The following is a 25,923-nucleotide window of genomic DNA, read 5'->3' as shown; positions in this document are numbered from 1 at the left end:
GGTCACTGACCCTTCAGGTAGGCGTCGGCCTGCTTGGCCATCTCGGCCTGGACCTTGGCCAGGCCCGCCCGCTCCAGCGCCTTCTTCAGCTTGTCCAGTCCCTGGTCGACGTCGACGGCGCCGATGAACAGCGGGTTGGCGAACTGCGTCATGGCCGCGGTGACCTGGGTGTTCTCCCGCTTGATCGGCTCGGGGTCGGGGACGAAGCTGGCATACGGGTCGACGGTGAAGTTGTCGATGTCCTGCGCCCAGTCGAACCACTTGGCCTCGGACTCGGTCATGTCCTTGACCCGGCGCTCCAGCTTGGCCCGCCAGGCGAGGGCGAAGCCGGGGAAGGTGTAGGTGGTCAGTTGCTCGTACTTGTCGTCGCCGACGGGGTTCCAGTCCTTGCCGGGGATGCCGTAGTTGAGCAGGTCGTGGTTCTCCTTGATCGACACCCAGTCCTGCAGCTGCATGGCCTTCTCGTTGCTCTGGCCCTTGGCGTTGAGCACGACGAAGTTGTCGCTCTGGAAGGTCTGGTACGGCTTGGCGCTCTCGCCGCCCTTGAGCGGCATCACGTTCGCGATCATCGCGCCCGGCACGTTCTTGGTCAGCTCGGGCAGCGCCGTGGAGGACAGGCCGTCGGTCATGGCCCAGCCGGTGGCGACGCGACCGGCCTTGAACTGGGAGTCCAGCGCCTTCGAGTCCAGGGTGAGGGCGTTCTTGTTGATCAGCCCGTCCTGGTAGTACTTGCGGATCTTGCGCAGCGCGTCCACCATGCCCGGGGCCTCCCACCACGGGATCGGGTTGGACGAGCCGGTCTGCTTGCCGTCGGCGGCCAGGACGAAGTTGAGCGAGTCGCCGGTGAAGGAGGCGATGCTCATGGTGGGGTTGTCCCACATGTAGGGGTTGAGCCAGCCGACCGGGTTCCACGCCACCAGCAGCTTGGGCATCCGGGAGCTGACGCCGATCGGGATGATGTCCTTGTTCTTCTGCTTGACGTCGTACCAGAACTTCTCCAGCCCGGCGAAGTCCGTGATGTCGCTCATGCCGAGCTTCTCCGCCAGGTCCTGGCGGATGCTGAAGTGGTGGAAGCGGGCGACCGAGTTGATCTGGGGCAGGCCGTAGAGCTTGCCGCTCCACCGGTTCAGCTCGATGATCTTCGGGTCGATCGTGGCGGTCAGGTTGGGGTACTTGCCGCTGGACAGCAGGCTGCTCAGCTCGACGATCGAGCCGCTGGCGGCCAGCTGGGTCATGTTGAGCCAGCGCGCCTGCAGCGCGGTGTCGAACTTCTCCCCCGCGGTGAACTTGAGCAGCGCCTGCTGGCCGTAGCTGGTCCACGGGATGAACTGCGGCTTGATGGTGAAGCCCAGGTCGGCCTGGAGCTTCTTGTTGACCTCGGCCAGGACGGGGTCCCAGCCGACCGGCACGTCTCCGGGGAGCAGCAGGCTCAGCGCGAGCGCGCCGGCGGTCTGGGCGCCGCCGGTGCCCTGCGGCTTCTGGGAGTCGTCCGAGCAGGCGGCGAGGAGGGCGGCGAGGGACAGTCCGCCGCCGGTGGCCAGCAGCCGGCGCCGCGACATGATGTGGTGGGACACGGTAACTCCTGAGGTGGGGGGAGCGGCTTCAGCCCTTGGTGGCACCGAGGGTGATGCCCTTGACGAAGTAGCGCTGGGCGAAGGGGTAGGCGAGCAGGATCGGGCCGATGGCGACGGTGGTGAGAGCCAGCCGGAGCTGGTAGACGGGGGTGGCCGCCTCCGCCAGCTGCGGCAGCATCTGCGTGAAGGAGATGTTGGAGATGAGGTTCTGCAGCACGAGCGGCAGCGGGAACTTGTGCACGTCGTCGATGAACAGCAGCGCCATGAACCAGTCGTTCCAGTAGTGCACGGCGTAGAAGAGGCCGACGACGGCGAGGATCGGCTTGGACAGCGGGATCGCGATCGTGAAGAAGATGCGCAACTCCCCCGCCCCGTCGATCTTGGCCGACTCGAAGATCGACTCCGGCAGCTGGCGGAAGGCGCTGACCTGGACGAAGACCAGGAACGGCATGACCAGCAGCGGCAGGATCACCGAGAAGTAGCTGTTCTGCAGGTTCAGGTACTGCGTGACCAGCAGATACAGGGGCACCAGGCCGCCGGAGAACAACATCGGCAGGTAGGAGAAGACCGTCAGCGGCCGGCTGATGCCGGGCAGCCGTCGGGCGATCACCCAGCTCAGCCCCGAGGTCACCGCCAAGGACAGGGCCGTGCCCACGACCGTGATGAAGACGCTGGCGAAGTAGGCGTCCAGCACCGCGGGACCCGTAAAGATCATCTTGTACGCGGTGAGGTCGAAGGCGGCGGGGAACAGGCTGTACCCCGTCGTGGCCAGCTCGGACTCGCTGGTGAGGGACCCCGAGATGATCATCCAGAACGGGATCGCGCAGGCCAGCACGGCCAAGGAGACGCCGACGATGCTGACGATCGTGAACGGTTCCAGCTTCTTCTTGCCGCTCATAGGATGCTGGTCTCCTTCGAGTACTTGCGCTGGATCAGCACCGCGATCACCACGAGGACGAACCCCACCACCGACTGGAACAGGCCGATCGCGGCGGTGGTGCCGAAGTCGCCGAGCTGGCGCAGGGCGCGGAAGACGTAGGTGTCGATGACGTCCGTGCTGTCGAACAGGGTGCCGTTGTCCCCGACGATCGCGTAGATGGTGCCGAAGTCGCCGTAGAAGATCCGGCCGACGCCCAGCACCAGCAGGACCGCCGCGGTGGGCTTCAGCAGCGGGAGGGTGATGCGCCAGGCCATCTGGGCCCGCGAGGCCCCGTCGATCATCCCGGCCTCGTAGACCTCCTCGGGGATGCCGGTGATCGCGGCCAGGAAGATGACGCTCAGGTAGCCGCCGAGCTGCCAGATCTTCACGAAGGTGAGGATCCACGGCCACGGTCCCGGCTCCGTGTACCAGTCGACCGTGGGGAACCCGAGGCCCCCGAGCGCGTCGTTGACCGCCCCGCCCCCGCCGGAGGCCCCGGCCAGCAGCACCTGAAGGATGATGCTGATCACGACCGGGGAGACGAAGTAGGGGAAGAAGACGACGGACTGGGAGACCCGCTTGAAGAAGGTGCTGCGGATCTCGTTCAGCATGATCGCCAGGATCATGCCGGCGGCCAGCGTCGCGACCAGGAACAGGATGTTGAGGAAGAGGGTGTTGAACAGGATCCTCGCCGCGTCCCCGGACTCCAGGAAGTAGGTGAAGTTCTCCAGCCCGTTCCACGGGCTGCCGAAGATCCCCAGGTTGACGTCGAACTGCTTGAACGCCACCACCAGGCCGGACATCGGCAGGTAGCTGAAGACCACGAAGAACACGACCGCCGGCAGTGCGAGCAGCCCGATCGTCCAGTTCGCGCGGGCCGCCCTGCGTCGGACGCGGCGCCTGCCCGGCGGCCCGGAAGGCGGTCTCGTCTGAGGCTCTTGCCTCGTCTGTAGCGTGCTCATCACCGAAGTCCCGTCTCAGGCGGCAGCAGGTGGCAGTTGATAGAAACCGGTCGCTGCGAACGCTACGTCCGAGCGGCCAACACGTTCAAGGCTGCGTTACAGAGACGTTACACATCAACGCAGGCTAACCGGGACTTCCAGGTGGGACGCTCTTTCGAGATCGATCAAGGATTGACCGTTGACCCTGCGAGGCCGCGCTCCTACTTTAGAAACCGGTCTCTATCGAATGGAGGGCTTCCCCCGTGTCCCCACGCCCGAAGGCGTTGTTCGCCATGCGCGAGGAACATCTCGCCCTGCTCTTCCCCGCGCCCTTGCTGCGGCGGCTGGACACGCTGGCCGACATCGACGTCGCCCTGGTCGCCGAGCGGTTCGACGACCCACGCCTGGCGCTGGCCGACGTCGAGATCCTCATCACCGGCTGGGGCTGCCCGCCGATCGACGAGGCGCTGCTGGCCGCCGCCCCGCGCCTGCGCGCCGTCCTGCACGCCGCCGGCTCGGTCAAGGGCATGATCAGCCCCGCCTGGTGGGAACGCGGCCTGCTGGTCTCCACCGCCGCGGAGGCCAACGCCGTCCCGGTGGCCGAGTACACCGTCGGCGCGATCCTGCTGGCCGGCAAGGGGGTCTTCGGCCTCAACGAGCGCTACCGGCGCGAACGCTCCTTCACCCTGGCCAAGATCGAGCCCGGGATCGGCAACAACGGCCGCACGGTCGGCATCGTGGGCGCCTCCCGCATCGGCCGCAAGGTGCTCGAACTGCTGGCGCCGTACGACTTGGACCTGTGCCTGTACGACCCCTACACCCGCGTTCCCGGCGTACGGCAGGAGTCGCTGGAGGAGTTGCTGCGCCGCAGCGACATCGTCAGCCTGCACGCCCCCGCCACCCCCGAGACCGCGCACATGCTCGACCGGGCCCGGCTGGCGCTGATGCCGGACGGCGCGGTGCTGATCAACACCGCCCGCGGGTCGCTGGTCGACACCGACGCGCTGATCGCCGAGCTGAAGTCCGGGCGGCTGTCGGCGATCCTCGACGTCACCGAGCCCGAGCCGCTGCAGCCCGACTCGCCCCTGTTCGACCTGCCCAACGCCTTCCTCACCCCGCACATCGCCGGTTCGCACGGCAACGAGCTGTCCCGGATGGGCGGCGTCGTCCTGGACGAGCTCGAACGGCTCCTCGCCGGGCTGCCGCTGGCGCACCAGGTGAGGCCCGACGACCTGGACCGGGTGGCGTGATGGAGGCGTCCGTGACCTGGCACGACCTCGTCTTCGAGCTGGTCGCCGGCGCTCCGCCGCGGCTGCTGGCGATCGGCCCGTTCAAGGGCAACGGCCGTTCGGCGCTGCCGGTGACGCAGATCGAGGTGGCCGGCAGGGGCAGGAGCGGCACGGCGGGCAAGCGGCACGTCGACGGGCTGAAACTGCGTTACGAGAGCCACCTCGCCGACGACGATCGCCTGACGATCCGCTCCGGCGGCGACGGCGTCTCCGTGACGACCGTCTTCCAGGCGGTCGGCCCGACGGTCGGCCCGGCGGTCGGCCCGGCGGTCGGCCCGGCGGTCGGCCCGGCGACCGGCCCGGCGACCGGCCCGGCGACCGGCCCGGCGACCGGCCCGGCGACCGGCCCGGCGACCGGCCGGGTCATCCGCTGCTGGTCGACGGTGACGGCGACGGAGGAGCTGGTCCTGGAGCACGTGTCGAGCTTCGCGTTCGCCGGGCTGCCCTGGGACCTGACGGTGTGGAGCGCGCGCAACCCGTGGAGCGGCGAGTTCCGCTGGTCGGGGCGGCCGTTGGAGCTGCACGACGTCGGGATGACGCGCTTCGGCCAGACCGGGACGAAGAACCGCGTCGCGTTCACCAGCACCGGCTCGTGGCCCTCCTCCGAGCACCTGCCGACCGGCCGGCTGGAGTGCGCGGGCGGCACGCTCGCCTGGCAGATCGAGCACAACGGCCCCTGGCACGCCGAGCTGGCCGACCGCTTCGACGACGTCTACCTGGCGCTGTCGGGGCCGTCCCAGCGCGAGCACGGCTGGTCGGCCCGGCTGGCGCCGGGCGAGAGCTTCACCACCGCGACCGCCGCGTTCACGGTGGCCGACGACCCCGTCGCCGCCCTGACCGCCTACCGCCGGGCCGTCCGCCGGCCGCACCGCGACAACGCCGAGCTGCCGGTGGTGTTCAACGACTTCATGAACTGCCTGATGGGCGACCCCTCGACCGAGCGCCTGCTGCCGCTGGTCGAGGCCGCCTCCCGGGCGGGCGCGGAGTACTTCTGCATCGACGCCGGCTGGTACGACGACTCGCTGGCCGGGCCCGGCGACGGCGGCGTGCCGGGCTGGTGGGACACGGTCGGCGCGTGGGAGCCGTCGACCGTGCGCTTCCCCGGAGGGCTCCACGAGGTCATCGACGCGATCAAGGGCCACGGCATGGTCCCGGGGCTGTGGCTGGAGCCCGAGGTCATCGGCGTGCGGAGCGACGTCGCCCTGCCCGAGGAGGCGTTCCTGCGCCGGGCCGGGACCAGGCTGGCCGAGTGGGGCCGCCACCAGCTCGACCTCAGCCACCCGGCCGCCGCCGCCCACCTCGACGCCGTCGTCGACCGGCTGGTCCGCGACCACGGCATCGGCTACTTCAAGCTCGACTACAACATCGACATCGGCCCGGCCGACCGGCTGCTCGAACACAACCGCGCCTACCTGGACTGGGTCGAGCGCGTGCTGGACCGCCACCCCGGCCTGGTGATCGAGTCCTGCGCGGCCGGCGGCATGCGGCTGGACGGCGCCACCCTGGCCAGGCACTCCATCGCCTCGCTCACCGACCAGCAGGATGAGGTGCTGCTGCCCGCCATCGCCGCCGCCGCGCCCGCCGCGGTGCCGCCGGAGCAGGGCGCGATGTGGGCCTATCCCGGCGAGCGGGTCGCCTGGTCCATGGTCACCGCGATGCTCGGCCGCATTCACCTCAGCGGCCGGCTCGACCTGCTGCCCCCGGACCGGCTGGCCGAGGTCGCCGAGGCGATCGGCGTCTACAAGTCCTACCGGCGTGAGCTGGCGCACGGCCTGCCGCGCTGGCCGCTCGGGCTGCCCGGCTGGCAGGACGACCGCCTCGCCCTGGCCGTGGACTGCGGGGACGTCGCCTACCTCGCCGTGTGGCGCAGGGGCGGGCCGTCCACGACGATCGAGCTGCCCTGGCCGTCCGGTTACCGGGTGGCTCCGCTCTTCCCGGCCGCGGCCGAGGCGGGCTGGCAGGCGGGCACGCTCCGGGTCGCGTTGCCCGAGCCGTACTCCGCGGCACTGCTCCGCCTGACGAAAGGTGCGTCTTGCCCCGAAAGATGACGCCACCGAGCCCCGCCGCGCAGTCGGCGCCGAGGCCCGCCGCGCAGGAGGCGCCGCCGCCGAAGGCTGTTCTCGTGGACGACCCCGAGCGGGCCACCATCCGCGACGTCGCCGCCCGGGCCGGGGTCTCCGCGTCCACCGTCTCCCGGGTGCTCAAGGGGGACTACCCGGTCGCGCAGGCCACCCGGGCCCGCGTGCTGCGGGCCATGCGCGAGCTGGACTACGTCCTCAACGTGCACGCCCGCGCCCTGTCCGGGGCCGGCACCAAGATGGTCGCGTTCGTGCTCGACGACGTCACCGGCCCCTCCTTCGCCTACGTCGCCAAGGGCGTCGAGCAGCAGGCCACCGAGGAGGGCCGGCTGTGCCTGGTGTGCGCCACGAACGGCGACCCGGCGCGCGAGCTGGCGGTCGTCGAGGCCATGCGCGAGCAGCGCGCCGACGCGGTGATCCTGGTCGGCGGCGGCTCGGCCGACGACGCCTACCGCGAGCGCATGTCGCACTTCGCGCACGCCCTGGACAAGGCGGGCTCCCGGCTCGTGCTGTGCGGGCGCCCGCCGCTCGGCGACGACGTGCCGACCACCGTGGTCGAGTACGACAACGAGGCCGGCGCGTACGCCATGACCAGCCATCTGCTCTCGCGCGGCCACCGCCGGATCGTCTATCTCGGCGCCGCCGACGACGACGACCAGAGCACCACCAAGATCGACCGCGTGGCCGGCTTCCGCCGCGCGCACGAGGGCTTCGGCGTCCCCTGCGATCCGGGCCTCGTCCTGCCCGGCGACTTCTCCCGCGCCGCCGGTTACGACGCCACCAGGCGGCTGCTGGCGGCCGGGGCCGAGTTCACCGCGATCTTCGCGGGCACCGACATGGTCGCCGCCGGTGTGCTGGCCGCGCTGCGCGAGGCGGGGCTGCGCGTGCCCGAGGACGTGTCGGTCGCCGGCTACGACGACATCCCGCTCGCCGCCGACCTCGTCCCCGGGCTCACCACGGTGCACATCCCGACCGAGGAGCTGGGCCGCACCGCCGTGCGGCTGGCCCTGGACCTCGGCCAGCCGCAGCACGTCATCCTGGGCACGCACATCGTGGTCCGCGGATCGGTGGGCGACCGGATCGTCAGTTGAAGGGGTTGTCGTAGGTGAACCAGTTCTTCTTCCAGGTGGCCTGGTTCTGGCCGTTGAAATTGACGCCCTCCACCTCGACCGTGACGTTCCGGACGGTGCTGCCGACGTAATCCGTGGCGCCGTACAGCTGGGCCGGATATCTGCACTCGGGTATCGTCGTGTCGCCCCAGTTCAAGCTGTACGAGGCGCGGAGGGTCGCGCGGTCGTTGATCTTGACGTACCCGCCGGCGGCGCTGTAGCTCGACTCGCGGCACAGGTAGAACTGGTACGTGTACGTCGTGCTGTCGTTGAACTCGATCCAGCCGTAGATGCCGGCCAGCTTCTGGCTGCTGTCACCGCGTACTTCCAGGAAAATCGGGACCCGGGCGGCGGCGGAGGCCGAGTGGGCCGGCACGACCGTCACGGCGGCCGCGGCCAGCAGCGCGAGCACGGCGGTCAGGAGCCTTCTCGTGCGGCGTCGCAGGATGTCGGATAACAATTCCGCCCCCTTCTTTCTGACGTGGCGTGGCATCACCCTGCGCTGGCGGCCGTCGGGCCGTCCACTAGAGGATTCGTCGGGCCGGAATCGGGCAGGCGTTAAGGCGGCCGGACGCCGGGCTGATAAGGGGGCGGATCTCTCCTTTCACCGGCGGTTATGGGTCGGCCGCGGCGCACCGCGCGCCGATTCCCCTCCGTGAAAGTTTCACCGCCGCCCGGGCGGAAAGGCCGGGGCGGAAAGCCCGGCGAGGCCCGCGGGGCGTCAGGGCTTCCTGCCGACTCCGCAGAATCCGTCCACTTCCGGGACGTCGTCGATGTCGGGGCGCCACCGCGTGGTGGAGACGATGCCGGGGGGCAGGACCTCCAGCCCGTCGAAGAAGTGCCCGATCTGCTCGGGTGTGCGGATGGTCAGCTTGGGGGTGCCGTGTTCGTTCCAGTGGCGCACCTCCTCGCGCTTCGCCTTCGGGTTGAAGTACGCGGTGATGTGCACGATCGCCAGGTGGCTGCCGGAGGGGACGGCGTCGAGCAGGCGTTTGACGATCCCGTACGCCTCGGCGTCGTCGCCGACGAAGTGCACGATCCCCAGCAGCATGATCGCGATCGGCTGGGTGAAGTCCAGCGTGTCGGCGGCCGCTCTCAAGATGGCGCCGGGGTCGTGGAGGTCGGCCTGGATGTAGTTGGTCCTGCCCTCCGGCGTGCCCACGAGCAGGGCCTTGGCGTGCGCGAGGACGACGGGGTCGTTGTCGACGTAGACCACGCGGGTCTCCGGGGCCAGTCCCTGGGCGATCTCGTGCGTGTTGCCGGCCGTGGGCAGCCCGGTGCCGATGTCCAGGAACTGCCGCACCCCCGCCTCGGCCACCAGGTAGCGCACGGAGCGGCGGAGGAAGTCACGGTCGGCGCGAGCCGTCAGGGCGATGTCGGGATTTATCCGGCTCAACCGGTCGCCGACCTCCCGGTCCACCGCGTAATGGTCCTTGCCGCCCAGCCAGTAGTTCCAGATCCGAGCCGAGTGGGACACGGTCGTGTCGATCTCCGGCGGCCACCGGTTCGTCGTCGAGTTGTCTGTCGTCATTCAGAGGTCTCCAGGCTTGAGCATGGGTTCGCCGGCGGCGACGTACCGCGGGGTGATCATACCCATTTGCCACGGAAGTCGTCGTTAGCACACTTCTCCCGAATCCAAATCTCACACGACTGGACAAACCACCCACGGAGGGTGTTTCACCCGGATCCGCTCCGCTGAAATGCCGAGCGCCCGACAAATCATGGTAAGTTCCGGAAAAATATCTTTCGCTCATGCAGAACCAGAAATATCGGATCAGCGCTTGACATGGTTTCTGCCGCGAATATTCAATCGCCGCCCCATCGGAAGGATGGCACCATGCACGTGCGCCGGACACGGCATGCGGGACGTAAAACGGCTGGAACCGCGGCCATGATCGGGCTGCTCCTCCTGCTCGGGGCGTGCACCGGCACGCAGCAGCCGCCCCAGCCGAAACCGGCGGCAGCGGGGAACGCGAACGATCCGACCGACCTGCGCGGCGCCTGCCCGGCCACCATCGTGGTGCAGACCCAATGGACGCCGCACATCACCGTCGAAGGCGGGATGTATCACCTCCTGGGCGCCAACCCCACCGTCGACGCCGACAAGAAGCGGGTGACCGCGCCGCTGGTGGTCCGGGGCAAGGACACGGGAGTCAAGCTGGAGCTGCGGGCGGGCGGGCCGGCGATCGGCTTCACCCAGTCGTCGGCGCAGATGTACGCCGACACCGACATCACCCTCGGCGTCCTGGGCGGCATGGACGAGGGCATCCAGATGTCGGCCACCCAGCCGACCCTCGCGGTCATGGCCCTGATGGAGATCCACCCGCAGATCATCCTGTGGGACCCGGCCACCCACCCCACCTTCACCACCATCAAGGACATCGGCCGGACGGACACGAAGGTGCTCTACTTCGGCGGCAACACCTACATGGAGTACCTGGTGGGGGCGGGGCTGCTCAAGCGCAGCCAGGTGGACGGGTCGTACGACGGCTCCCCGTCGCACTTCGTCGCCGCCGGCGGCAAGGCCGCCGTGGCCGGGTACGCCAACGCCGAGCCCTACATCTACGAGAAGGACGTGCCGCAGTGGCGCAAGCCGGTGAAGTATCAGCTCGTGTACGACGCCGGCTACCCGAACTACGGCCCCCCGCTGGTGATCCGTCCGGCTGACAGGCAGAAGCTCACGCCGTGCCTGCGCAAGCTCGTTCCCATCTTCCAGCAGGCGCAGGTCGACGTGCTGGCCCAGCCGGGCCCCACGATCGATCTCACCCTGCGGCTCAACCAGGACTACAAGGTCGCCACCCAGTACACCAAGGCGAGCTCGGAGTTCTCGGTCGAGCAGATGAAGGCTCTCAAGCTGGCCGGCAACGGCCCCGACACCACCGTCGGGAACTTCGACACCGCCCGCGTCCAGCGGCTGATCGACATCACCAGGCCGATCTTCGCCGGGCAGAACAAGCCGGTGAAGGACGGCCTGAAGCCCGCCGACGTGGTCACCAACGACTTCGTCGACCCGAAGATCGGCTACAGCGCCGGCTGACCGGCCGGCGTGTTGCCCGTGTCCCGTCCGATGTGGTCTAGTGGCCGGGTGCTCGGTCAGGCCGCCACCTCCGCGCTGTCGTTCTCGGCCGCGGGCAAGCGTTACGAAGACGGCACGCAGGCGCTGGACAAGGTCGATCTGACCGTCGCCCCCGGCCAGTTCGTCGCGGTGGTCGGCCCCTCCGGGTGCGGCAAGAGCACTCTCCTGCGCCTGGCCGCGGGGCTGACCGACGCCACGGAGGGTTCGGTGCGCCGGGAGACCACCTCCGTGGGCTACGTCTTTCAAGACCATGCGCTGCTGCCGTGGCGCACCGTCCGCGCCAACGTGGAGCTGTTCGGCGAGCTGCGCGGGCTGTCCAGGGCGGAGCGGCGGCGGCGCGCGGACGAGGCGATCGACCTGGTGGGGCTGGCCGATTTCGCGCACCACCGGCCGCGCACCCTGTCGGGCGGGATGCGGATGAGGGCGTCGCTGGCCCGCGCGCTCGCCGTTCAGCCCGATCTGCTCCTGCTCGACGAGCCGTTCGGCACCCTGGACGAGATCACGCGGGAGCGGCTGCAGTCGGAGCTGCTGCGGCTGTTCGGCTTACGCCGCTTCGCCGCCGTGTTCGTCACCCACTCGGTCGGCGAGGCCGTCTTCCTCGCCACGAAGATCATCGTGCTGTCCGAACGGCCGGGGCGGATCGTCGGCACCCGCGACGTGCCCTTCCCTTACCCTCGTCCGCCCGAGCTGCGCTTCGACCCCGACTTCGCGCGCATAGCCGCACAGGTGTCGGCCTGGCTGCGGGGGGCGACCGCATGAGCGCCACCCCAAGGCGGCCGCGGAGGACGACCACATGACCACCACCGCGACCGCATGAGCGCCACCCCGAGGTGGCTGCGGTGGGTCCCGCCGCTCGCCGTCCTCGCCCTCGTGATCGCCCTGTGGTACGCCGTCACGTACCTGCTGCTGACCCCCGACCGGCGCTTCCTGCTTCCGCCGCCGGACGCCGTCGTGCGGGTGGGGCTCCTCGACCCCGGCAACCGCGCCGAGCTGTTCGCCGGCCTGCTGCTGTCCGCCCAGGTCGCGCTGCTCGGCCTGGCGAGCGCCGCGGCGACCGGCATCGTGTGCGCGATCGCCATGGCCCGGGCGAGCTGGCTGGAGCGGTCGCTGCATCCGTACCTCGTGATCCTGCAGACGATTCCGATCCTGGCGCTGGTGCCGCTGTTCGGGTTCTGGTTCGGGTTCGGGTTCCTCACCCGCGTCCTGGTCTGCGCGCTGATCGCGCTGTTCCCGATCGTGACCAACACGCTGTTCGGGCTGCGCTCGGTGGACGAGGCCCACCACGACCTGTTCACGCTGGCGCGGGCCGGATGGGCGGCCCGGCTGTGGAAGCTCCAGTTGCCCTCGGCGCTGCCCCACATCCTCACGGGCCTGCGCATCTCCGCCGGCCTGTCGGTCATCGGCGCGGTGGTCGGGGACTTCTTCTTCCGGCAGGGCGAGCCGGGCATCGGGACGCTCATCGACCTGTACCGGTCGCGGCTGCAGTCCGAGCAGCTGTTCGCGGCGGTCGGCCTGGCCTCCCTGCTCGGACTCGGCGTCTTCCTCGGCTTCGGCGCCCTGGCACGCCGGGCGACGTCCTGGCACACGGCCGCCCGGGACGCGGCCCGCTAGCCCGGCCGGCCCGCTCAGAGCTGGTCGAGCATGCTCTGGAGCAGGGCCGGAGTGGCCTCCTTAGGGGCGGCCTGAATGGTCAAGGTGTTCATCACCTTGCTGTAGTCGTCGATGTCGGTGGGCTTGTCCAGGTACATCGCGCTGGTGAGATGCTCCAGATAGACCACGTCGGGCAGGTCCGGGGCGTCGAAGCGTAAGAGCGTGAACGGGCCGCCCATCGCCGCGTGCCCGCCGATGTCGAAGGGCACGACCTGCAGGGTGACGTTCGGCAGCGCGCAGACCGCGAGCAGGTGCTCCAGCTGGGCACGCTGGACGTCGCGTCCGCCGACCGGCCGCGTCAGCACCGCCTCGTCCATGATCGCCCACAGGGTGGGCGCCTCGCTGTCGGTGAGCAGGTCCTGACGGCGCATCCGCATCGCCACCCGGCGATCGAGATCGTCGGGGTCCGCACCGCCGTGCCGCATGGCGATGACGGCCCGCGCGTACGGCTCGCACTGCAGCAGGCCGTGCACGAACTGCACCTCGTAGCTGCGGATCGTGCGCGCCGCCTGCTCCAGCCCGAGGTAGGGCTCGAACCAGCCGGGGAGCACGTCGCTGTATTGGTGCCACCACCCCGGAGCGCTGGCCTGGCGGGCCAGCTCCAGCATCTTCTCCCGCTCGACGGGGGCGGTGATGCCGTACAAGGTGAGCAGATCGGCCACGTCACGCTGCTTGAACGGGCTGCGGCCCAGCTCCATCCGGCTGATCTTGGAGTGGCTGGCGCGGATGGTGTCCGCGGCCTGCTCGCCGGTGATGCCCTTGGCCTCGCGCAGCCGGCGCAGCTGTGTCCCCACCATGATCCGCAACGCGGTCGGCCCGCTCCGGGCACCACGTACGACCTGGGAGGGGACGGCGTCTCCGTCAGGCTCTGCAACGATCATCATTGATCCTTTTGCCGGGCGAGGCACTCGTTCTTCCCTACGTTACCCACTGTTTCATGACGTTCCAGATGATGCGCCCATATTCGGGCTGATGACCAGGTCATCGAACTCGCCGTCTTTGGCGCCGAGTATCAGCGCCCTGACCTCGGCCTTGGTGTAGACGAGGACCGGCCCGTCGGGGAAGCGGGAGTTGCGCACCGCGATCCGGCCGCCCGGTAACTCGGCGAGCTCCACGCAACTACCGTCCGCGTTACTCCGCTGACTCTTACGCCACTTCACCCCAGACAACACAGAAGCCGACATGCCATTGTAAATGGGACCTTCCATACCTTTCCCTCTTTTCAACCCGTGTGACGAAATTGCAGGTGCATATGCACTTTCTTCAAAATGCATGTGCAGATGTACTTGCAGCGGGGAATGCCGATTGGAAAGGATAAGCCTCCGCAAGCACCACGATCTACCCCCCTTCATGGAGATCTTGATGCAGCGTCCTCGGCACCGCCGCTCGCGCGGCGGACCCGCCCAGACACCCCCGCAGGAGAACGCGGCCACCCCGGCCCCCACCTCAGCGGCCGCCGCCCTGTCGGCAGCCGTCGATCGCGACCTGAACGCCCTGCGCGCGCAGTGGCCGGGCTGGGTCATCACCTGGGGAGCATGGCGGCAGACCTACACCGCCTTCGAGTGCCGCGACCCGCTCCGCTGCACCGTCCTCGAGGCCCGCAGCCCCGACCAGCTCCAGGCCGCCATGGCCCGAGCGGAGCTCGAACTGAACGCCCGCCGGCCCCGGCCCGCCGAGCCGCCTTGACGCGCTCCGGCCCCTGGGGCCTTCCGATCGGCCCGGATGTGCGCTAGAAAGAGGCCGGAACGGAAAATGCTACAGAATCCTGACGTGGATGCGGTCACATGTAGGAGATCAGATGCGTTTCTCGGTCGACAAGGACGTCATGGTGCCGATGCGCGACGGGGTGACCCTCGCCACCGACCTCTGGATCCCCGAGGGGCCGCCCGCGCCGGCGCTGCTGGTGCGTCTCCCCTACGGCAAGGACGGCCTGCCGGCTCTCTCCGGGTCTCCCCTCACCCCCAACCTGCTCGCCCTGCTCGAAGCCGGGTACGCGGTCGTCTGGCAGGACACGCGCGGCAGGTTCCGCTCCAACGGCGAGTTCACCCCCCACGTCGACGACCCGCACGACGGCGCCGACACCATCGCCTGGCTGCTGGAGCAGCCGTGGTGCGACGGCAACGTCGGCACCTACGGCGGCTCCTACCTCGGCTTCGTGCAGTGGGCCGGCGCGTCGCGGACCCCGGCCGGGCTCAAGGCCATCGCCCCGGCGGTGACCAGCACGGACTACTACCACGCGCCCTGGTACTCCGCGGGCGGCGCGCTCTCGTGGCACGCGTCCTGGACCTGGACCACGATGATGACGCTCACGGCGGCGCAGACCGCGCTCGCCGCCGGGGCCGGCGACCCGGGCGTTCTCCTGGAGGCGGCCGGGATGGCGGCCGACCCCCAGCCGCACCTGACCAAGCTGCCGATCCTCGACCAGCCGCTGCTCGGCAAGCAGTCGCCCTGGTGGGCCGAGTGGCTGCGGCACCCCGACCGGGACCGGCTCTGGCAGGACCTCTCCGTCGCCGAGCGGTTCGACCGGGTGACCGTGCCCGCGCTGAACGTCGGCGGCTGGTTCGACCTGTTCGTCGACAGCACCGCCCGTACCTTCACCCGCATGCGCGCCGAGGGCGGCAGCGCCGAGGCCCGCGACGGCCAGCGGCTGATCATCGGCCCCTGGGACCATCTGTCGCAGGACGGCGTGTACCACGACCGGCAGTTCGGGATGAGCGCCGGCGGCATGGCGGCCGACCTGACCGGGGCGCACATCCGGTTCTTCGACCGGTGGCTGCGCGGCCGGACCGACGCGCTGGACGGCACCGCGCCCGTGCGGATCTTCGTCATGGGCATCGACCGATGGCGCGACGAACAGGACTGGCCGCTGCCCGACACCCGGTACACCGACTACTACCTCGACGGCTCCGGCCGGGCCAACACCGCCGACGGCGACGGCTCCCTCGGCACCGAGCCGCCCGCGGCGGAGGCGGCCGACACCTACACCTACGACCCGGCCCGGCCGGTGCCCACCCTCGGCGGCCGGATCATGCTGCCCGCTGCCCTCAACGGGGCCGGACCGGTCGACCAGCGCCCGGTCGAGACCCGCGACGACGTGCTGTGCTTCACCACCCCCGCGCTGGAGGAGCCGGTCGAGGTCACCGGGCACGTCTCGCTCGTCCTCCACGTCACCTCGTCGGCGCGCGACACCGACTTCACCGGCAAGCTCGTGGACGTCTTCCCCGACGGGCGGGCGATCTACCTCACCGACGGCATCCTGCGCGCCCGCTACCGCGACTCCCTGTCCGCGCCGCGGCCGCTCACCCCCGGCCAGGTCCACGAGGTCACGCTGGACCTGTCGGTGACCTCCAACGTGTTCCTGCCGGGCCACCGGATCCGCCTCGAGGTCTCCTCCAGCAACTTCCCCCGCTACGACCGCAACACCAACACCGGTGCCACCATCGCCGAGGACACCGCCGACGAGGTCGTCGTCGCGACCAACAGCGTGCTCCACGGCCCCGGGCACCCGAGCCGCCTTGTCCTGCCCGTGATCAGCCGCTGAGACATGGCGACGAAGAGAGAGGGCGCAGTGCCTCCACTGAACGACACGGTGAAGATCGAGGACGGGCCCGACCGGGTGCTGGTTCGGCTGGACCGGCCACAGGTGCGCAACGCGATCGACGCCGCCATGGTGGCGGACCTGCACGAGGTCTGCGCCGAGCTGGAACGGCGGCCGCGCGTCCTCGTGCTCACCGGCGCCGACGGGATCTTCGCCGCCGGCGCGGACATCCGCGAGCGGTGCAGCCTTCGAGGTGGGCGTTGCGGCCGACGACGCAGTTGACGACGGCGTCGGGGTGGATCCGGGGCACCTGGTCGCCGAGGGCGTGGACGGGCACGGGTCACTCCCCCGTTCGCAGGCCGGCGTACACCTTCGTCGCGTTCCCTGCGAGCACGGCCCTGGCGACCTCGTCGGGCAGGAGCCCGGCGACGGCTCGGGCGTTGGCGGCGGTGCCGGGGACGCCGGGCCAGTCGGTGCCGAAGATCCACTTGCGGCCGAGGCGGGCGAGGTCGTACCTGGCGTAGTACTCGGGCAGCCGCTTGGGCGGCAGGCCGGACAGCTCCAGCCACACGGTGTCGTTGGACAGCGCGAGGAAGGCGGCGGCGTCGTACCACCAGCCGCGCCCGCCGTGCGCGAGCACGACGTGGAGGCCGGGGAAGTCGCGCACGACCGGGATGAGGAAGCTCGGGTCGGCGTTCTCGTTGGCCGCGCCGGGGAAGGAACTGGTGCCGCAGTGGACGACGAGCGGGACGCCGCGCTCCTCCAGCACCTGGTACGCCGGGTAAAGGGCGGCGTCGTCGCAGCGGAACCCGCCGTGCACGGGGTGCAGCTTGAGCGCGGCGGCGCCGAGGTCGAGCTGGCGGCGCACCTCGGCGGCGAGGGGGAAGTGCAGGTGGGGGTTGACGTTGGCGACCGGCCGGAAGCGGGCGGGGTTGTGCTCGACGATCGGCAGCAGGTCCTCGAACGCCTGCGTGCCGGTCGCCTTGGGGCTGTACTCGCAGAACAGCAGCGCGACGTCCACGCCCTGGGCGGCGAAGAGCTCGTCCAGGCGGGCCGGGCGCGGCCTGCCCGCGGAGTCCCAGGCGTCCTCCAGCACGCCGCGCTCGCCGAAGTCGCGGGCCCAGCGCAGCCAGGCGGGCTTGAGGGTGCCGAGCTGCGGCACGTGGACGTGCGCGTCAATGAGGGGGATGCCGTCGATCATGCTCCTTACCTGCCCGCGACCATGGGGGTGTCCACCCCGATCCGGCCCGTTCTGCCGGAACCTCCGGGCGCGCCGAGCGGCGCCTCGCGCCCCCGCAGCACCTCGATGAAGAAGCGGCGGTTGTCGTCGACGAACTCGGCGTGCTCGTCGGCGACCCGCCGGTCCTGGCTGATGGCCTCGACGGGGCAGACGGGTTCGCAGGCGCCGCAGTCGATGCACTCCTTGGGGTTGATGTAGAGCTTGCGGTCTCCTTCGTAGATGCAGTCGACCGGGCACTCCTCGACGCACGACTTGTCCATGACGTCGATGCAGGGTGCGGCGATGACGTACGGCATAGTGAATCTCCTGGTCACGGACCCGAGGCGGGATTGTCGGTGGAGTGCCCCGGGAAGAGCTGGGCGACGGAGTCGAGGTGCACGGCGCCCTTGGGAACCCCGGTGGTGCCGGAGGTGTAGAGCCACAGGGCCCAGGAGTCCTCCAGCGTGGGAGCGGGCTCGCGGGACTCTCCCTCGCCCGCGCGCAGCAGCTCCTCCCACATCAGGGACGGGCCCGCGGCCCTCCCGGACGTGGCGGTGGACGAGCCAGTCCCCGGCGTTGAAAAGGGTCACGGTCAGACCCTCTTCAGGTCGTAGTCGCCCTTGCGGCCGGTGCCGTAGCGGCGCAGCGCGCCGTCGGGGCCGGAGGCGTTGGGGCGGACGAAGATCCAGTTCTGCCAGGCGGTGAGGCGGCCGAAGATCTTCGTCTCGACCGTCTCCGGACCGGTGAAGCGGTGGTTGGCCTCCATGCCGGTCAGCGCGTCGGGCGAGAGCGAGGCTCGTTCCTCCAGCACGATGCGCAGCTCGTCCTCGAAGTCGATGTCGTCCAGGGCGACGGTGACCAGGCCGAGCTCCAGCGCGGCGGCCGCGTCGAGCGGCTCGCCGAACCGGGCGCGGGCGGCCTCCAGGTCCCGGTCGTTGCCCCAGAAGCGGGAACGCAGGCGGGACAGCCCGTTGCCCATCGGGAAGAGGCCGTCGTTGGACGGGGTCAGGACGAGCGTGGCGGGGGCGGCGGCCTCGTCGCGGTCCTCGTAGACACCCTCCAGCATGTACTGCCGGTCGGCGGCCAGGGCCAGCTCGGCCAGCAGGCCCGCGAAGGCCGTGCCCGGCTCGATGACGGCGATGAGGCTGCGGCTGGTGACGTCGAGGCGTTTGAGGGTGCGCTTGTAGTAGTGGCGCACCTCGTCGACGAACCAGCCGGGCCTCTCGCGGAGCTGGGCGTCGTAGGCCAGCACCCGCTCGGGGTCGCCGCTCGCGCGCAGCACCCAGATGCCGAGTTCCGGCTCGTTGGTCCGCAGGTGCAGGATCAGGTCGTCCAGCGCGCGGGTCACGGCGAGCGGCCAGTAGCCGGCGCCCTGGTCGGCGGGGTCGGCGGGGTCGGCGGGGTCGGCGGGGTCGGCGGGCGGGGCGTCGCAGGGGCCCTCCACGGTGATCTCGACGCGGCGGCCGGCCCGGTCGATGCGGGCGCTCACGTACGGGTACGTGATGGCGTCGCCCTCGTCCTTGCGGTCGAGGGACGTCAGGGCCACCCCCGTGGCGCCCGGCGGACGCGTGGAGGCGGCCACCGCCGCGTCCGCCCGCCTGGCGACCTCCTCCTCGAACGAGTGGCGCGGCACGGCGGCGTCCACCAGGCCCCACTCCGCGGCGGTGGGGGCGCGCACGCCCTCGGACTTCGTGGCGAACAGGTCGGCGCGGTCCTTGCGCACGTGCCGCTTGTCCACCACGCGGGTCAGGCCGCCGGTGCCCGGCAGCACGCCGAGCAGCGGCACCTCGGGCAGGGACACGGCCGAGGAGCCGTCGTCGACCAGCACGATCTGGTCGCAGGCCAGCGCGAGCTCGTAGCCGCCGCCGGCGGCGGTGCCGTTGAGCGCGGCGATCCAGGTCTGGCCGGAGTGCTCGGTGGCGTCCTCGATGCTGTTGCGGGTCTCGTTGGTGAACTTGCAGAAGTTGACCTTCCACGCGTGCGTGGACTGGGCCAGCATCCGGATGTTGGCCCCGGCGCAGAACATCCGGTCCAGGCCGCCGGTGAGCACGACCGCCTTGACCTCGGGGTGCTCGAAGCGCAGACGCTGGACGACGTCGTACAGCTCGATGTCGACGCCGAGGTCGTAGGAGTTCATCTTGAGCTCGTAGCCGGGGACGAGGCCACCGTGTTCGTCCACGCGCAGCGTGACGGTGGCCACGGCCCCGTCCACCGCGAGGGTCCAGTGGCGGTAGCGGTCCGGCGAGGTCGCGAAGGTGACAGTCAATGCGTGCTCCGTGGGGGCGTGGAACCTTAGTTCCCAATATTCGACGGCTATCATGAGCAACGTCAAGAGTTTGTAGTGCTTCTGCCTGCATGCGCATCCGCGGGGGTGCCCGACCTGGCAGAATGCGCGTCACGAGCGTGTCGAACGACAGGGAGGGCAACCGTGGCGGGCGAGTCCGCTGAGCGTCCGCGTGAGAAGGCGTCCGCCAGCGCGCGCTCGATGCTGCTGACGGTGCTGGGCGAGTTCGTCCTGCCACGCGGGGGCGAGGTGTGGACGGGCACGTTGGTGACCGCGCTCGGCGCGCTCGGCGTGGAGGAGAAGTCCGCGCGCCAGGCCCTGGCCCGCACCGCCGCCGAGGGCCTGCTGGTGTCGGAGCGGCACGGCCGCAGGGTGCGCTGGAAGCTGACCGAGGCCGGAGACCGGCTGCTGCGCGAGGGCACCGAGCGCATCTACGGCTTCATGCGCGCCCCCCACCAGTGGGACGGCCGCTGGCTCGTCCTGACGGCGGGCGTGCCGGAGACCCAGCGCCAGCTCCGCCACCGGTTGCGCACCAAGCTGACCTGGCTCGGGCTCGGCTCCCCCTCCCCCGCGCTCTGGATCGTCCCCGACGCCTCCAAGGAGGCCGCCGTGCGCGAGGTCATCCGCGAACTGGACCTGACCGACCGGGCCTACGCCTGGACCGGACCGTCGGCGGGCATCGGCGACACCGCCAAGCTCATCACCGCCGCGTGGGACCTCGACGACGTGGAGAAGCGCTACGTGAGCTTCATCGAGCGCTTCGAGGGGCGCGCGGTCTCCTCCGACCGGGAGGCGTTCGTCAACCAGGTGCTGCTCATCCAGGAGTGGCGCCGGTTCCCGTTCCTCGACCCCGACCTGCCGGCCGAGCTGCTCGACCACGCCTGGCCGGGGCCCCGGGCGGCGGCCGTCTTCCACGACCTGCACAACCGGTGGCACCGGCGCGCGCAGGGCGAATGGGACCACATGGACGGCGAGGCCGCCGCCCGGAGCTGACCGTCAGACGAGCCCTTCTGCGGCCAGGTGCACGTAGTCGAACTCGACCGGCTGGTCGTTGATGCCGGTCTTCGGCGGGGCGATCCAGCCGGCGAACTTGCCGTACTCGTACTCGGGGACCATGAGGGAGGCGACCCGCTCGCGATCCCCGGGCGTGGGCAGCCACTCGTGGGCGCGGGCCTGCCAGGCGGCCTCGCCGACGACCTCGCCGTGCGGGGTGACGTGGTGGCCGGCGTAGACGCCGACCTTGCGGTTGAAGCCCTCGTGCGGCAGGTGGAGCCGCTCCTCCAGGCCGACGTCCTCCAGGGCCTGGTTCCAGCGGCGCACGCCGTTGGCGCAGTCGGCGACGTACTCGTCGCGCAGGTCGAGATTGAGGGCGCTGAGCATGGGCACGGTCCTGGTCCCGATCCGACCGTCCTCGACGTGGCGCAGCTCGCGGGTCTCCGCCAGCAGCACGTGGTCGTCCTTGCGCCGGGTCTCCATCCAGCGGCCCTTGAGCCCGGAGGTGTAGTAGTTGCCGGCGTTGGTCGACTGCTCCGAGCCGAACAGGTCCATCGAGACCGAGAACTGGAAGTTCAGGTACTTCTGGACGACGTCCAGCGGGATGCCGCCGTACGGCAGGACGTCGGCCGTGCCGTGCTCCTTCATCAGCTCGGCCGTGCGCTCCAGGACCCGTTGCACGCCCGTGGTGCCCACGAACATGTGGTGGGCCTCCTCCTTGAGCATGAACTCACACGTGCGCGCCAGCGGGTCGAACGCCGACTCCTTCAGCGTGCCGAGCTGGTACTTGCCGTCGCGATCGGTGAAGTACGTGAACATGAAGAACTGCAGCCAGTCGGTGGTCTCCTCGTTGAAGGCGCCGAGGATGCGCGGCGCGTCCAGGTCGCCGGAGTTGCGCTTGAGCAACTGCTCGGCCTCCTCCCTGCCCTCCCTGCCGAAGTAGGCGTGCAGGAGGTAGACCATGGCCCACAGGTGGCGGCCCTCCTCCACGTTGACCTGGAAGAGGTTGCGCAGGTCGTAGATGCTGGGCGCGGTGTTGCCGAGGACGCGCTGCTGCTCGACCGAGGCGGGCTCGGTGTCGCCCTGCACGACGATGAGCCGCATCAGGTCGGCCCGGTGCTCGCCGGGCACCTCCTGCCAGGCGGGCTCGCCCTTGTGCTTGCCGAAGCCGACCTTGCGGTCGGGGTCGCGCTCGGCCAGGAAGATCCCCCAGCGGTACTCGTCCATGGGGACGTGGTCGAAGTGCGCCCAGCCGTCGCGGCCCACGGCCACCGCGGTGCGCAGGTAGACGTCCTTGGTCGGCAGGGCCGGGCCGAGCTGTTTCCACCAGTCCAGGAACTTCGGCTGCCAGCCCTCCAGCGCCCGCTGCAGCCGGCGGTCGCCCGCGAGGTCGACGTTGTTGGGGATGCGCTCGCTGTAGTCCACGCGGCTGAGCGGGCCGCCGGGCAGGGGGCGGCGCCGGTACGGGAGTCGGTGCTCATCACTGCTCTCTCTACGTATACTTGTCGTTACTTCACGATCGAGTCGAGTGTCGCCGGGCTGCCCTGGAGGGCGGTGCGCCGGAGGTGGGCGTGGATGGCGCGCAGGCCGCCCTCCTCCTCGCCGCCGCCGGCCCGGCCGGGGCCGCCATGGACGAGCCCGCCCCGCCTCCGGCGCGCCAGGTCCCTGCGAGGTAGCTCTCCAGGGTGCTCACGACGCGTTCCAGTCGTAGAAGCCCTTGCCGGTCTTGCGCCCCAGGTGGCCCTGCTCGACGAGCCGGACGAGCAGGGCCGGCGGGGCGAAGCGGGGGCCCAGCTCGCGTTCGAGGTAGCGGGCGATGCCCAGCCGGACGTCCAGGCCGACGAGGTCGGTCAGCCGCAGCGGCCCGGTCGGGTGGCCGTAGCCGAGCGTCATCGCGGCGTCGATGTCCTCGGCCGCGGCGACGCCGGACTCGACCATGCGGATCGCCTCCAGCCCGAGCGCGACCCCGAGCCTGCTGCTGGCGAAGCCGGGCGAGTCGCGCACGACCACGGCCGTCTTGCCGATCGCCTCCACCCACGCCACCGCCCGCTCCCGCAGGGCCGGGTCGGTGGCGGTCGCGATGACCACCTCGACGAGCCTGCTGGCCGGGACGGGGTTGAAGAAGTGCAGCCCGAGGAGGCGCTCGGGGCGGGCGAGCGCCTGGGCGAGCGTGTCGAGCGAGATGCTGCTGGTGTTGGAGGCGATCACGGCCTCGGGCCCGACCGCGTCCTCGGCGGCGCGCAGGGTGACGAGCTTGAGGTCGACGTCCTCGGGCACCGCCTCGATCACCAGCCCGGCCGCGGCCAGCTCCGCGGGGTCCGTCACCGTGGTGAGGCGGGCCACCGGCTCGCCCGCGTCCTCGATCCGGCCGCGCTTCGCGCTGGCCTCGACCGCGCGGGCCACCCGGTCCCGGGCGGCGTCGGCGGCCTCGCCGTCGCGCTCCACCAGCGTGACGTGGCAGCCCGCGAGGAGCAGGGCGTGGGCGATGCCGGCGCCCATGCGCCCGCCGCCCACCACCCCGCACCGCTCCGGCAACGTCTGGGTCATCGCAGTCCTCCTGTGGCGAGCTCCTGGGCGCGGGGCGCCGACGCGCTGGATGCGGTCATGCCCCGTACGCTCACAGGTACTCAACTTGCCACAGTTTTATGGAGCTACGGAAGGATTATGTAGCAGATTTGTGGCACGGCCTAGTGGGGGTTGCCCGCGTGGGTGAGGGTCTCCCAGGCGACGAAGAGGTTGTTGGTGCCCGCCGGGCGCTGCCGCTCGGTGAGGGTCTGCGTGTTGCTCATCGCGATGCCCATGCGGTTGTGCAGGGCGTTGAAGCCGACCTCGGTGACCGGCCCCAGGCCCAGGGTGAGACTCCCGCCGCACAGCCACGCGGGCACGGCCGTGCCGAGCTGGTATTTCGCGTGCAGGCCGAGCGCGTGCCGCAGCCGGTCGGCGATCTCCGGATAGAGGTCCTGCCCCTGGATCCGGGCCGTCTCGGCAACGTGCGCAATCGACGCCAGGCCGTACCCGGTGTGGGTGAAGTCGCGGCACGTCTCCTGGGAGAGCCCGTCGACGAAGGTGTCCTGGCCCTGCCAGTAGTCGACGACCTCGGCGCGCGTGTCGATGCCGCTGCCCGCCGGCCCCTTGGGGAAGGCGCCGTCGGCGGTGAGGTAGACGTACGCGGGCACGCGGGCCCTGAACGTGCTCACGGCCTTGTCGTAGGCGGCCTTGTCCTCCAGGAACACCGCGATCCCGATCGCCGCGTCCGTCATCGTCAGCTCCCAGTTGCCGTTCGTGCGGGCGCTGCCGTTGATGACCTCGGGCAGGTAGACGTTGCGGAGCATGGTCGCGAAGCGGTTGACGCCCGTGGCGGACCAGCCGGTGTAGGTGTAGCGGATGATCTCGGCCGCCCTGGGCCAGGACGATCCCGCCCACCCGGTCTGGAGCGGCGCGTTGCTGTTGGTGTGGTCGGTGATCACGCCGGACCAGGCGTCCATGATCTGGATCGCCTTGTCCGCGTACCGGCTGTCGCGCGAGATGTACCAGGCCAGCGCGTCGGTGTAGGCGGCCAGCGCGTCCTGGCGCTCGTCCGTGCAGCCGTTGTTGGGGTTGGAGTACGGGCCGCACTCGACGACGGCCCGCGGTTTCGGGGTACGCGACAACGACGCGAGCGGGCTCGCGATCATCTGGTCGTAGGCGGCCTTCCAGGGCTGGGCCCCGGCGTTGACCTTGGCGCGGACGAAGTCGAGCTGGGCCTTGCTGACGAGCACGCCGGGATGCGCGAAGGCGGCCGGCGCCGCGGTGGCGGGCGGGGACATGACGATGGTGATCAGGGGGATGACCAGGGCGATCGCGAGTGACGACAGGATCCCGCGACGACGGGGACGGACCACGGACCCCACTCCTTATTTAGGAAACTTTCCTAAAGGACGGTGTGATCGTAGCCCTGACATCAAACCTTTACAAGACATGCCACCGCTTGTGGTCCGCCCTCAAGCAACCCGCATTGACTAAATCCTGGCTAGTCAACTAACGCTGCTTAACGCGCCGGCACTTCCGCCCGGCGGATGACCACGCCCTTTCCGACCTCCCAGGAGGCACCATGCCTGTGCTCCGCACCGCCGACGACAGTCCGGCCCAGGCGTTGCCGTCCTGTTGATCCATAGTCGCCGCAAGGGAGCCCGCGACCGAGCGCCGCAGCCGTCCCTGATTCAGTGCGTGTGGTCGTGGCCGTCGCTCGGGATGGCCTGCTTGACCCACACCGCCCGGGCGGTGAAAGCCGCCGTGCGGACCTTGCCCTCGTGCTGGAAGTCCAGGAACAACCGGTACTCGCCGCCGCTGGGCACCTGCGCGTAGAAGGTGATCTCCGGCCCCGCCGTCGCGCCGTCCTCCGGATGAACGTGCAGGTAGGCCAGGTCACCACCCCGCAACGCCACCAGGTGTCCATAGGCTCCCAGATACCGCTGCAGATCCGTCACCGGCTTGTCGCCCTTGCTCACGCTCAGCGTCAGCCTGCTCGCCTGGCCCGGCACCAGATCGCCCCGCAGATAGACGGTGTAGTCGTCCACCGTCGCCGCGCGGCTGACCCGAGCCGCCGCCCGCGGCGCGTACTCGCCCGCCACCAGCACATCGGCCCCCAGCGTCAAGCCGCTCCCGCCCGCCGGGGCGAAATCCGCGAACACCCGGTACGCGCCCGGCTCCTTCAGCCTCAGCGGCACCGACCACACCCCGTCCCCGCCCAGAACCGGATGCAGGTGCTGGAAACTCGCCAGATCCCGCGACACCACGATGAAATGCAGCTTCTTGTCATGCTGGACCTGGTAGTCGGTCACCGGCCGGCCGTCGGGCCCGGACACGGTGAACCGGAACTCGGCCGGCTCGCCCGCTTCGACGGTGGTCAGCGGGGTCAGGGTGTAACCGTTCTCGGACACTTGAAGCCCCCCAGGGGTCTCCCCCTTGGCCGTCCCATGACCGCCGTGATCGTGCGCGGCAGGAGCCCCGTGCGCCGTCTGCCGGGCCGGCTCCGGGGGAGCGGTCTCCCTCACCGCGTTGCCGGCACCCAGGGCGCCGCCGAAGACGAGGGCCAGCCCCAGAAAGTAGACGCCCAGCTTGGTTGCCGCGTTCATGCCTGATTCGTCACCTCGTGCCGCGCTTCCTCGACCACTGCCACACTCTCGGCTACGGCCACGAGGCCTTCGCTGTTCACGGTCAGCCGGAAACCCCTACGATCACCCTTCGTAGAGCGGGACAGGGCAGGCGCCCCAG

The 25,923-nt window shown here is 70.4% G+C and carries 25 protein-coding genes; 10 read left to right on the top strand and 15 right to left on the bottom strand.

Annotated features, from left to right (window positions below; translation table 11 throughout):
• Window positions 1–2: 2 nt before the first annotated feature.
• The 3 genes from ACIBQ1_RS04295 to ACIBQ1_RS04285 are packed head-to-tail and all read right to left on the bottom strand — an operon-like array spanning window position 3 to window position 3,455.
• Window positions 3–1,574, bottom strand: coding sequence for a DUF3502 domain-containing protein (locus ACIBQ1_RS04295; protein WP_397274517.1), 1,572 nt, complete (start codon window positions 1,572–1,574; stop codon window positions 3–5).
• A gap of 28 nt (window positions 1,575–1,602) precedes the next feature.
• The gene (locus ACIBQ1_RS04290; RefSeq protein ID WP_397274516.1) at window positions 1,603–2,472 is read right to left on the bottom strand and encodes a carbohydrate ABC transporter permease; all 870 of its coding nucleotides are present in this window, start codon (window positions 2,470–2,472) and stop codon (window positions 1,603–1,605) included.
• Window positions 2,469–3,455 (bottom strand): ABC transporter permease, encoded by a 987-nt coding sequence (locus ACIBQ1_RS04285; protein ID WP_397274515.1) that lies wholly within the window; start codon window positions 3,453–3,455, stop codon window positions 2,469–2,471. The genes ACIBQ1_RS04290 and ACIBQ1_RS04285 overlap by 4 nt, the downstream gene beginning before the upstream one ends.
• A 242-nt stretch (window positions 3,456–3,697) precedes the next feature.
• On the opposite strand from ACIBQ1_RS04285, the gene ACIBQ1_RS04280 reads away from it, so the two are divergent.
• From ACIBQ1_RS04280 to ACIBQ1_RS04270, 3 genes are read left to right on the top strand one after another with little or no spacing between them, the layout of a single operon-like run.
• Complete coding sequence (locus ACIBQ1_RS04280) at window positions 3,698–4,684, top strand: hydroxyacid dehydrogenase (RefSeq protein WP_397274514.1); 987 nt, start codon at window positions 3,698–3,700, stop codon at window positions 4,682–4,684.
• 11 nt (window positions 4,685–4,695) lie between these two features.
• On the top strand, window positions 4,696–6,771 hold the full coding sequence (locus tag ACIBQ1_RS04275; RefSeq protein ID WP_397274513.1) for an alpha-galactosidase: 2,076 nt from the start codon (window positions 4,696–4,698) through the stop codon (window positions 6,769–6,771).
• Window positions 6,756–7,892 carry a LacI family DNA-binding transcriptional regulator gene (locus ACIBQ1_RS04270; protein ID WP_397274512.1) on the top strand — a complete coding sequence of 379 codons (1,137 nt, stop codon included), beginning with the start codon at window positions 6,756–6,758 and terminating at the stop codon, window positions 7,890–7,892. Before ACIBQ1_RS04275 ends, ACIBQ1_RS04270 begins: the two co-directional genes overlap by 16 nt.
• On the opposite strand, the gene ACIBQ1_RS04265 is transcribed toward ACIBQ1_RS04270, so the two are convergent.
• Together ACIBQ1_RS04265 and ACIBQ1_RS04260 are read right to left on the bottom strand one after the other, a co-directional pair.
• Window positions 7,885–8,370, bottom strand: coding sequence for a hypothetical protein (locus tag ACIBQ1_RS04265; RefSeq protein ID WP_397274511.1), 486 nt, complete (start codon window positions 8,368–8,370; stop codon window positions 7,885–7,887). The genes ACIBQ1_RS04270 and ACIBQ1_RS04265 overlap by 8 nt on opposite strands.
• A 261-nt stretch (window positions 8,371–8,631) precedes the next feature.
• Window positions 8,632–9,441, bottom strand: coding sequence for an SAM-dependent methyltransferase (locus tag ACIBQ1_RS04260; protein ID WP_397274510.1), 810 nt, complete (start codon window positions 9,439–9,441; stop codon window positions 8,632–8,634).
• 360 nt (window positions 9,442–9,801) lie between these two features.
• Between ACIBQ1_RS04260 and ACIBQ1_RS04255 the strand changes: the two genes are divergently transcribed.
• Genes ACIBQ1_RS04255 through ACIBQ1_RS04245 form a run of 3 tightly spaced genes read left to right on the top strand, consistent with a single transcriptional unit; the run spans window position 9,802 to window position 12,597 of the window.
• Window positions 9,802–10,947, top strand: a complete 1,146-nt coding sequence (locus ACIBQ1_RS04255) for a nitrate ABC transporter substrate-binding protein (RefSeq protein ID WP_397274509.1) — start codon at window positions 9,802–9,804, stop codon at window positions 10,945–10,947.
• Window positions 10,948–10,995: 48 nt separating this feature from the next.
• Window positions 10,996–11,745, top strand: coding sequence for an ABC transporter ATP-binding protein (locus ACIBQ1_RS04250; RefSeq protein ID WP_397274508.1), 750 nt, complete (start codon window positions 10,996–10,998; stop codon window positions 11,743–11,745).
• A 54-nt stretch (window positions 11,746–11,799) separates the two neighbouring features.
• Window positions 11,800–12,597 (top strand): ABC transporter permease, encoded by a 798-nt coding sequence (locus tag ACIBQ1_RS04245; protein ID WP_397274507.1) that lies wholly within the window; start codon window positions 11,800–11,802, stop codon window positions 12,595–12,597.
• A 14-nt stretch (window positions 12,598–12,611) separates the two neighbouring features.
• Here ACIBQ1_RS04245 and ACIBQ1_RS04240 read toward each other — a convergent pair whose 3' ends face one another.
• Together ACIBQ1_RS04240 and ACIBQ1_RS04235 are read right to left on the bottom strand one after the other, a co-directional pair.
• Complete coding sequence (locus ACIBQ1_RS04240; RefSeq protein WP_397274561.1) at window positions 12,612–13,517, bottom strand: helix-turn-helix domain-containing protein; 906 nt, start codon at window positions 13,515–13,517, stop codon at window positions 12,612–12,614.
• 54 nt (window positions 13,518–13,571) lie between these two features.
• Window positions 13,572–13,844 (bottom strand): DUF397 domain-containing protein, encoded by a 273-nt coding sequence (locus tag ACIBQ1_RS04235; protein WP_397274506.1) that lies wholly within the window; start codon window positions 13,842–13,844, stop codon window positions 13,572–13,574.
• A gap of 154 nt (window positions 13,845–13,998) precedes the next feature.
• Between ACIBQ1_RS04235 and ACIBQ1_RS04230 the strand changes: the two genes are divergently transcribed.
• The 3 genes from ACIBQ1_RS04230 to ACIBQ1_RS04220 all read left to right on the top strand — a co-directional run bounded on the left by ACIBQ1_RS04230 (window position 13,999) and on the right by ACIBQ1_RS04220 (window position 16,456).
• A complete protein-coding gene (locus tag ACIBQ1_RS04230) occupies window positions 13,999–14,322 on the top strand; it encodes a hypothetical protein (RefSeq protein ID WP_397274505.1) in 324 nt (107 codons plus the stop codon).
• 112 nt (window positions 14,323–14,434) lie between these two features.
• Window positions 14,435–16,177 (top strand): CocE/NonD family hydrolase, encoded by a 1,743-nt coding sequence (locus ACIBQ1_RS04225; RefSeq protein WP_397274504.1) that lies wholly within the window; start codon window positions 14,435–14,437, stop codon window positions 16,175–16,177.
• Window positions 16,178–16,204: 27 nt separating this feature from the next.
• A complete protein-coding gene (locus ACIBQ1_RS04220) occupies window positions 16,205–16,456 on the top strand; it encodes an enoyl-CoA hydratase/isomerase family protein (RefSeq protein ID WP_397274503.1) in 252 nt (83 codons plus the stop codon).
• Between the two features lie 58 nt (window positions 16,457–16,514).
• Here the strand turns inward: ACIBQ1_RS04220 and ACIBQ1_RS04215 are convergent, their stop codons facing one another.
• The 4 genes from ACIBQ1_RS04215 to boxC form a co-directional block, all read right to left on the bottom strand.
• Complete coding sequence (locus ACIBQ1_RS04215; RefSeq protein WP_397274502.1) at window positions 16,515–17,375, bottom strand: amidohydrolase family protein; 861 nt, start codon at window positions 17,373–17,375, stop codon at window positions 16,515–16,517.
• A 5-nt stretch (window positions 17,376–17,380) separates the two neighbouring features.
• Window positions 17,381–17,710, bottom strand: coding sequence for a ferredoxin (gene fdxA, locus ACIBQ1_RS04210; RefSeq protein WP_397274501.1), 330 nt, complete (start codon window positions 17,708–17,710; stop codon window positions 17,381–17,383).
• A 14-nt stretch (window positions 17,711–17,724) separates the two neighbouring features.
• Window positions 17,725–17,913, bottom strand: a complete 189-nt coding sequence (locus tag ACIBQ1_RS04205; RefSeq protein ID WP_397274500.1) for an AMP-binding protein — start codon at window positions 17,911–17,913, stop codon at window positions 17,725–17,727.
• A gap of 72 nt (window positions 17,914–17,985) precedes the next feature.
• Window positions 17,986–19,659, bottom strand: a complete 1,674-nt coding sequence (gene boxC, locus ACIBQ1_RS04200) for a 2,3-epoxybenzoyl-CoA dihydrolase (RefSeq protein ID WP_397274499.1) — start codon at window positions 19,657–19,659, stop codon at window positions 17,986–17,988.
• A gap of 162 nt (window positions 19,660–19,821) precedes the next feature.
• Between boxC and ACIBQ1_RS04195 the strand changes: the two genes are divergently transcribed.
• Window positions 19,822–20,670, top strand: coding sequence for a PaaX family transcriptional regulator C-terminal domain-containing protein (locus ACIBQ1_RS04195; RefSeq protein WP_397274498.1), 849 nt, complete (start codon window positions 19,822–19,824; stop codon window positions 20,668–20,670).
• Between the two features lie 3 nt (window positions 20,671–20,673).
• Here ACIBQ1_RS04195 and boxB read toward each other — a convergent pair whose 3' ends face one another.
• The 4 genes from boxB to ACIBQ1_RS04175 all read right to left on the bottom strand — a co-directional run bounded on the left by boxB (window position 20,674) and on the right by ACIBQ1_RS04175 (window position 25,784).
• Entirely contained in the window at window positions 20,674–22,095 is a 1,422-nt protein-coding gene (gene boxB, locus ACIBQ1_RS04190) for a benzoyl-CoA 2,3-epoxidase subunit BoxB (protein ID WP_397274497.1), read from the bottom strand.
• Between the two features lie 264 nt (window positions 22,096–22,359).
• Window positions 22,360–23,217, bottom strand: a complete 858-nt coding sequence (locus ACIBQ1_RS04185) for a 3-hydroxyacyl-CoA dehydrogenase family protein (protein WP_397274496.1) — start codon at window positions 23,215–23,217, stop codon at window positions 22,360–22,362.
• Window positions 23,218–23,357: 140 nt separating this feature from the next.
• Complete coding sequence (locus tag ACIBQ1_RS04180) at window positions 23,358–24,551, bottom strand: alginate lyase family protein (protein ID WP_397274495.1); 1,194 nt, start codon at window positions 24,549–24,551, stop codon at window positions 23,358–23,360.
• 318 nt (window positions 24,552–24,869) lie between these two features.
• A complete protein-coding gene (locus ACIBQ1_RS04175) occupies window positions 24,870–25,784 on the bottom strand; it encodes a hypothetical protein (protein WP_397274494.1) in 915 nt (304 codons plus the stop codon).
• Window positions 25,785–25,923: the final 139 nt, after the last annotated feature.

The sequence above is a fragment of the Nonomuraea sp. NPDC050153 genome (assembly GCF_044460125.1).
In the GTDB taxonomy this organism is placed as follows: domain Bacteria; phylum Actinomycetota; class Actinomycetes; order Streptosporangiales; family Streptosporangiaceae; genus Nonomuraea.
The sequence above is the reverse complement of the archived record's forward strand: the minus strand, read 5'-3'. Positions and strand labels throughout refer to the sequence as shown.

Bases quoted from the DNA above. Each gene is read 5' to 3' on its own strand.
- ACIBQ1_RS04290 (WP_397274516.1), bottom strand. From the start codon at position 2,472: ATGAGCGGCAAGAAGAAGCTGGAACCGTTCACGATCGTCAGCATCGTC.
- ACIBQ1_RS04285 (WP_397274515.1), bottom strand. From the start codon at position 3,455: ATGAGCACGCTACAGACGAGGCAAGAGCCTCAGACGAGACCGCCTTCC.
- ACIBQ1_RS04260 (WP_397274510.1), bottom strand. From the start codon at position 9,441: ATGACGACAGACAACTCGACGACGAACCGGTGGCCGCCGGAGATCGAC.
- ACIBQ1_RS04255 (WP_397274509.1), top strand. From the start codon at position 9,802: ATGATCGGGCTGCTCCTCCTGCTCGGGGCGTGCACCGGCACGCAGCAG.
- ACIBQ1_RS04245 (WP_397274507.1), top strand. From the start codon at position 11,800: ATGAGCGCCACCCCGAGGTGGCTGCGGTGGGTCCCGCCGCTCGCCGTC.
- ACIBQ1_RS04240 (WP_397274561.1), bottom strand. From the start codon at position 13,517: ATGATCGTTGCAGAGCCTGACGGAGACGCCGTCCCCTCCCAGGTCGTA.
- ACIBQ1_RS04235 (WP_397274506.1), bottom strand. From the start codon at position 13,844: ATGGAAGGTCCCATTTACAATGGCATGTCGGCTTCTGTGTTGTCTGGG.
- ACIBQ1_RS04230 (WP_397274505.1), top strand. From the start codon at position 13,999: ATGCAGCGTCCTCGGCACCGCCGCTCGCGCGGCGGACCCGCCCAGACA.
- ACIBQ1_RS04225 (WP_397274504.1), top strand. From the start codon at position 14,435: ATGCGTTTCTCGGTCGACAAGGACGTCATGGTGCCGATGCGCGACGGG.
- ACIBQ1_RS04215 (WP_397274502.1), bottom strand. From the start codon at position 17,375: ATGATCGACGGCATCCCCCTCATTGACGCGCACGTCCACGTGCCGCAG.
- fdxA (WP_397274501.1), bottom strand. From the start codon at position 17,710: ATGCCGTACGTCATCGCCGCACCCTGCATCGACGTCATGGACAAGTCG.
- ACIBQ1_RS04205 (WP_397274500.1), bottom strand. From the start codon at position 17,913: ATGTGGGAGGAGCTGCTGCGCGCGGGCGAGGGAGAGTCCCGCGAGCCC.
- ACIBQ1_RS04185 (WP_397274496.1), bottom strand. From the start codon at position 23,217: ATGACCCAGACGTTGCCGGAGCGGTGCGGGGTGGTGGGCGGCGGGCGC.
- ACIBQ1_RS04175 (WP_397274494.1), bottom strand. From the start codon at position 25,784: ATGAACGCGGCAACCAAGCTGGGCGTCTACTTTCTGGGGCTGGCCCTC.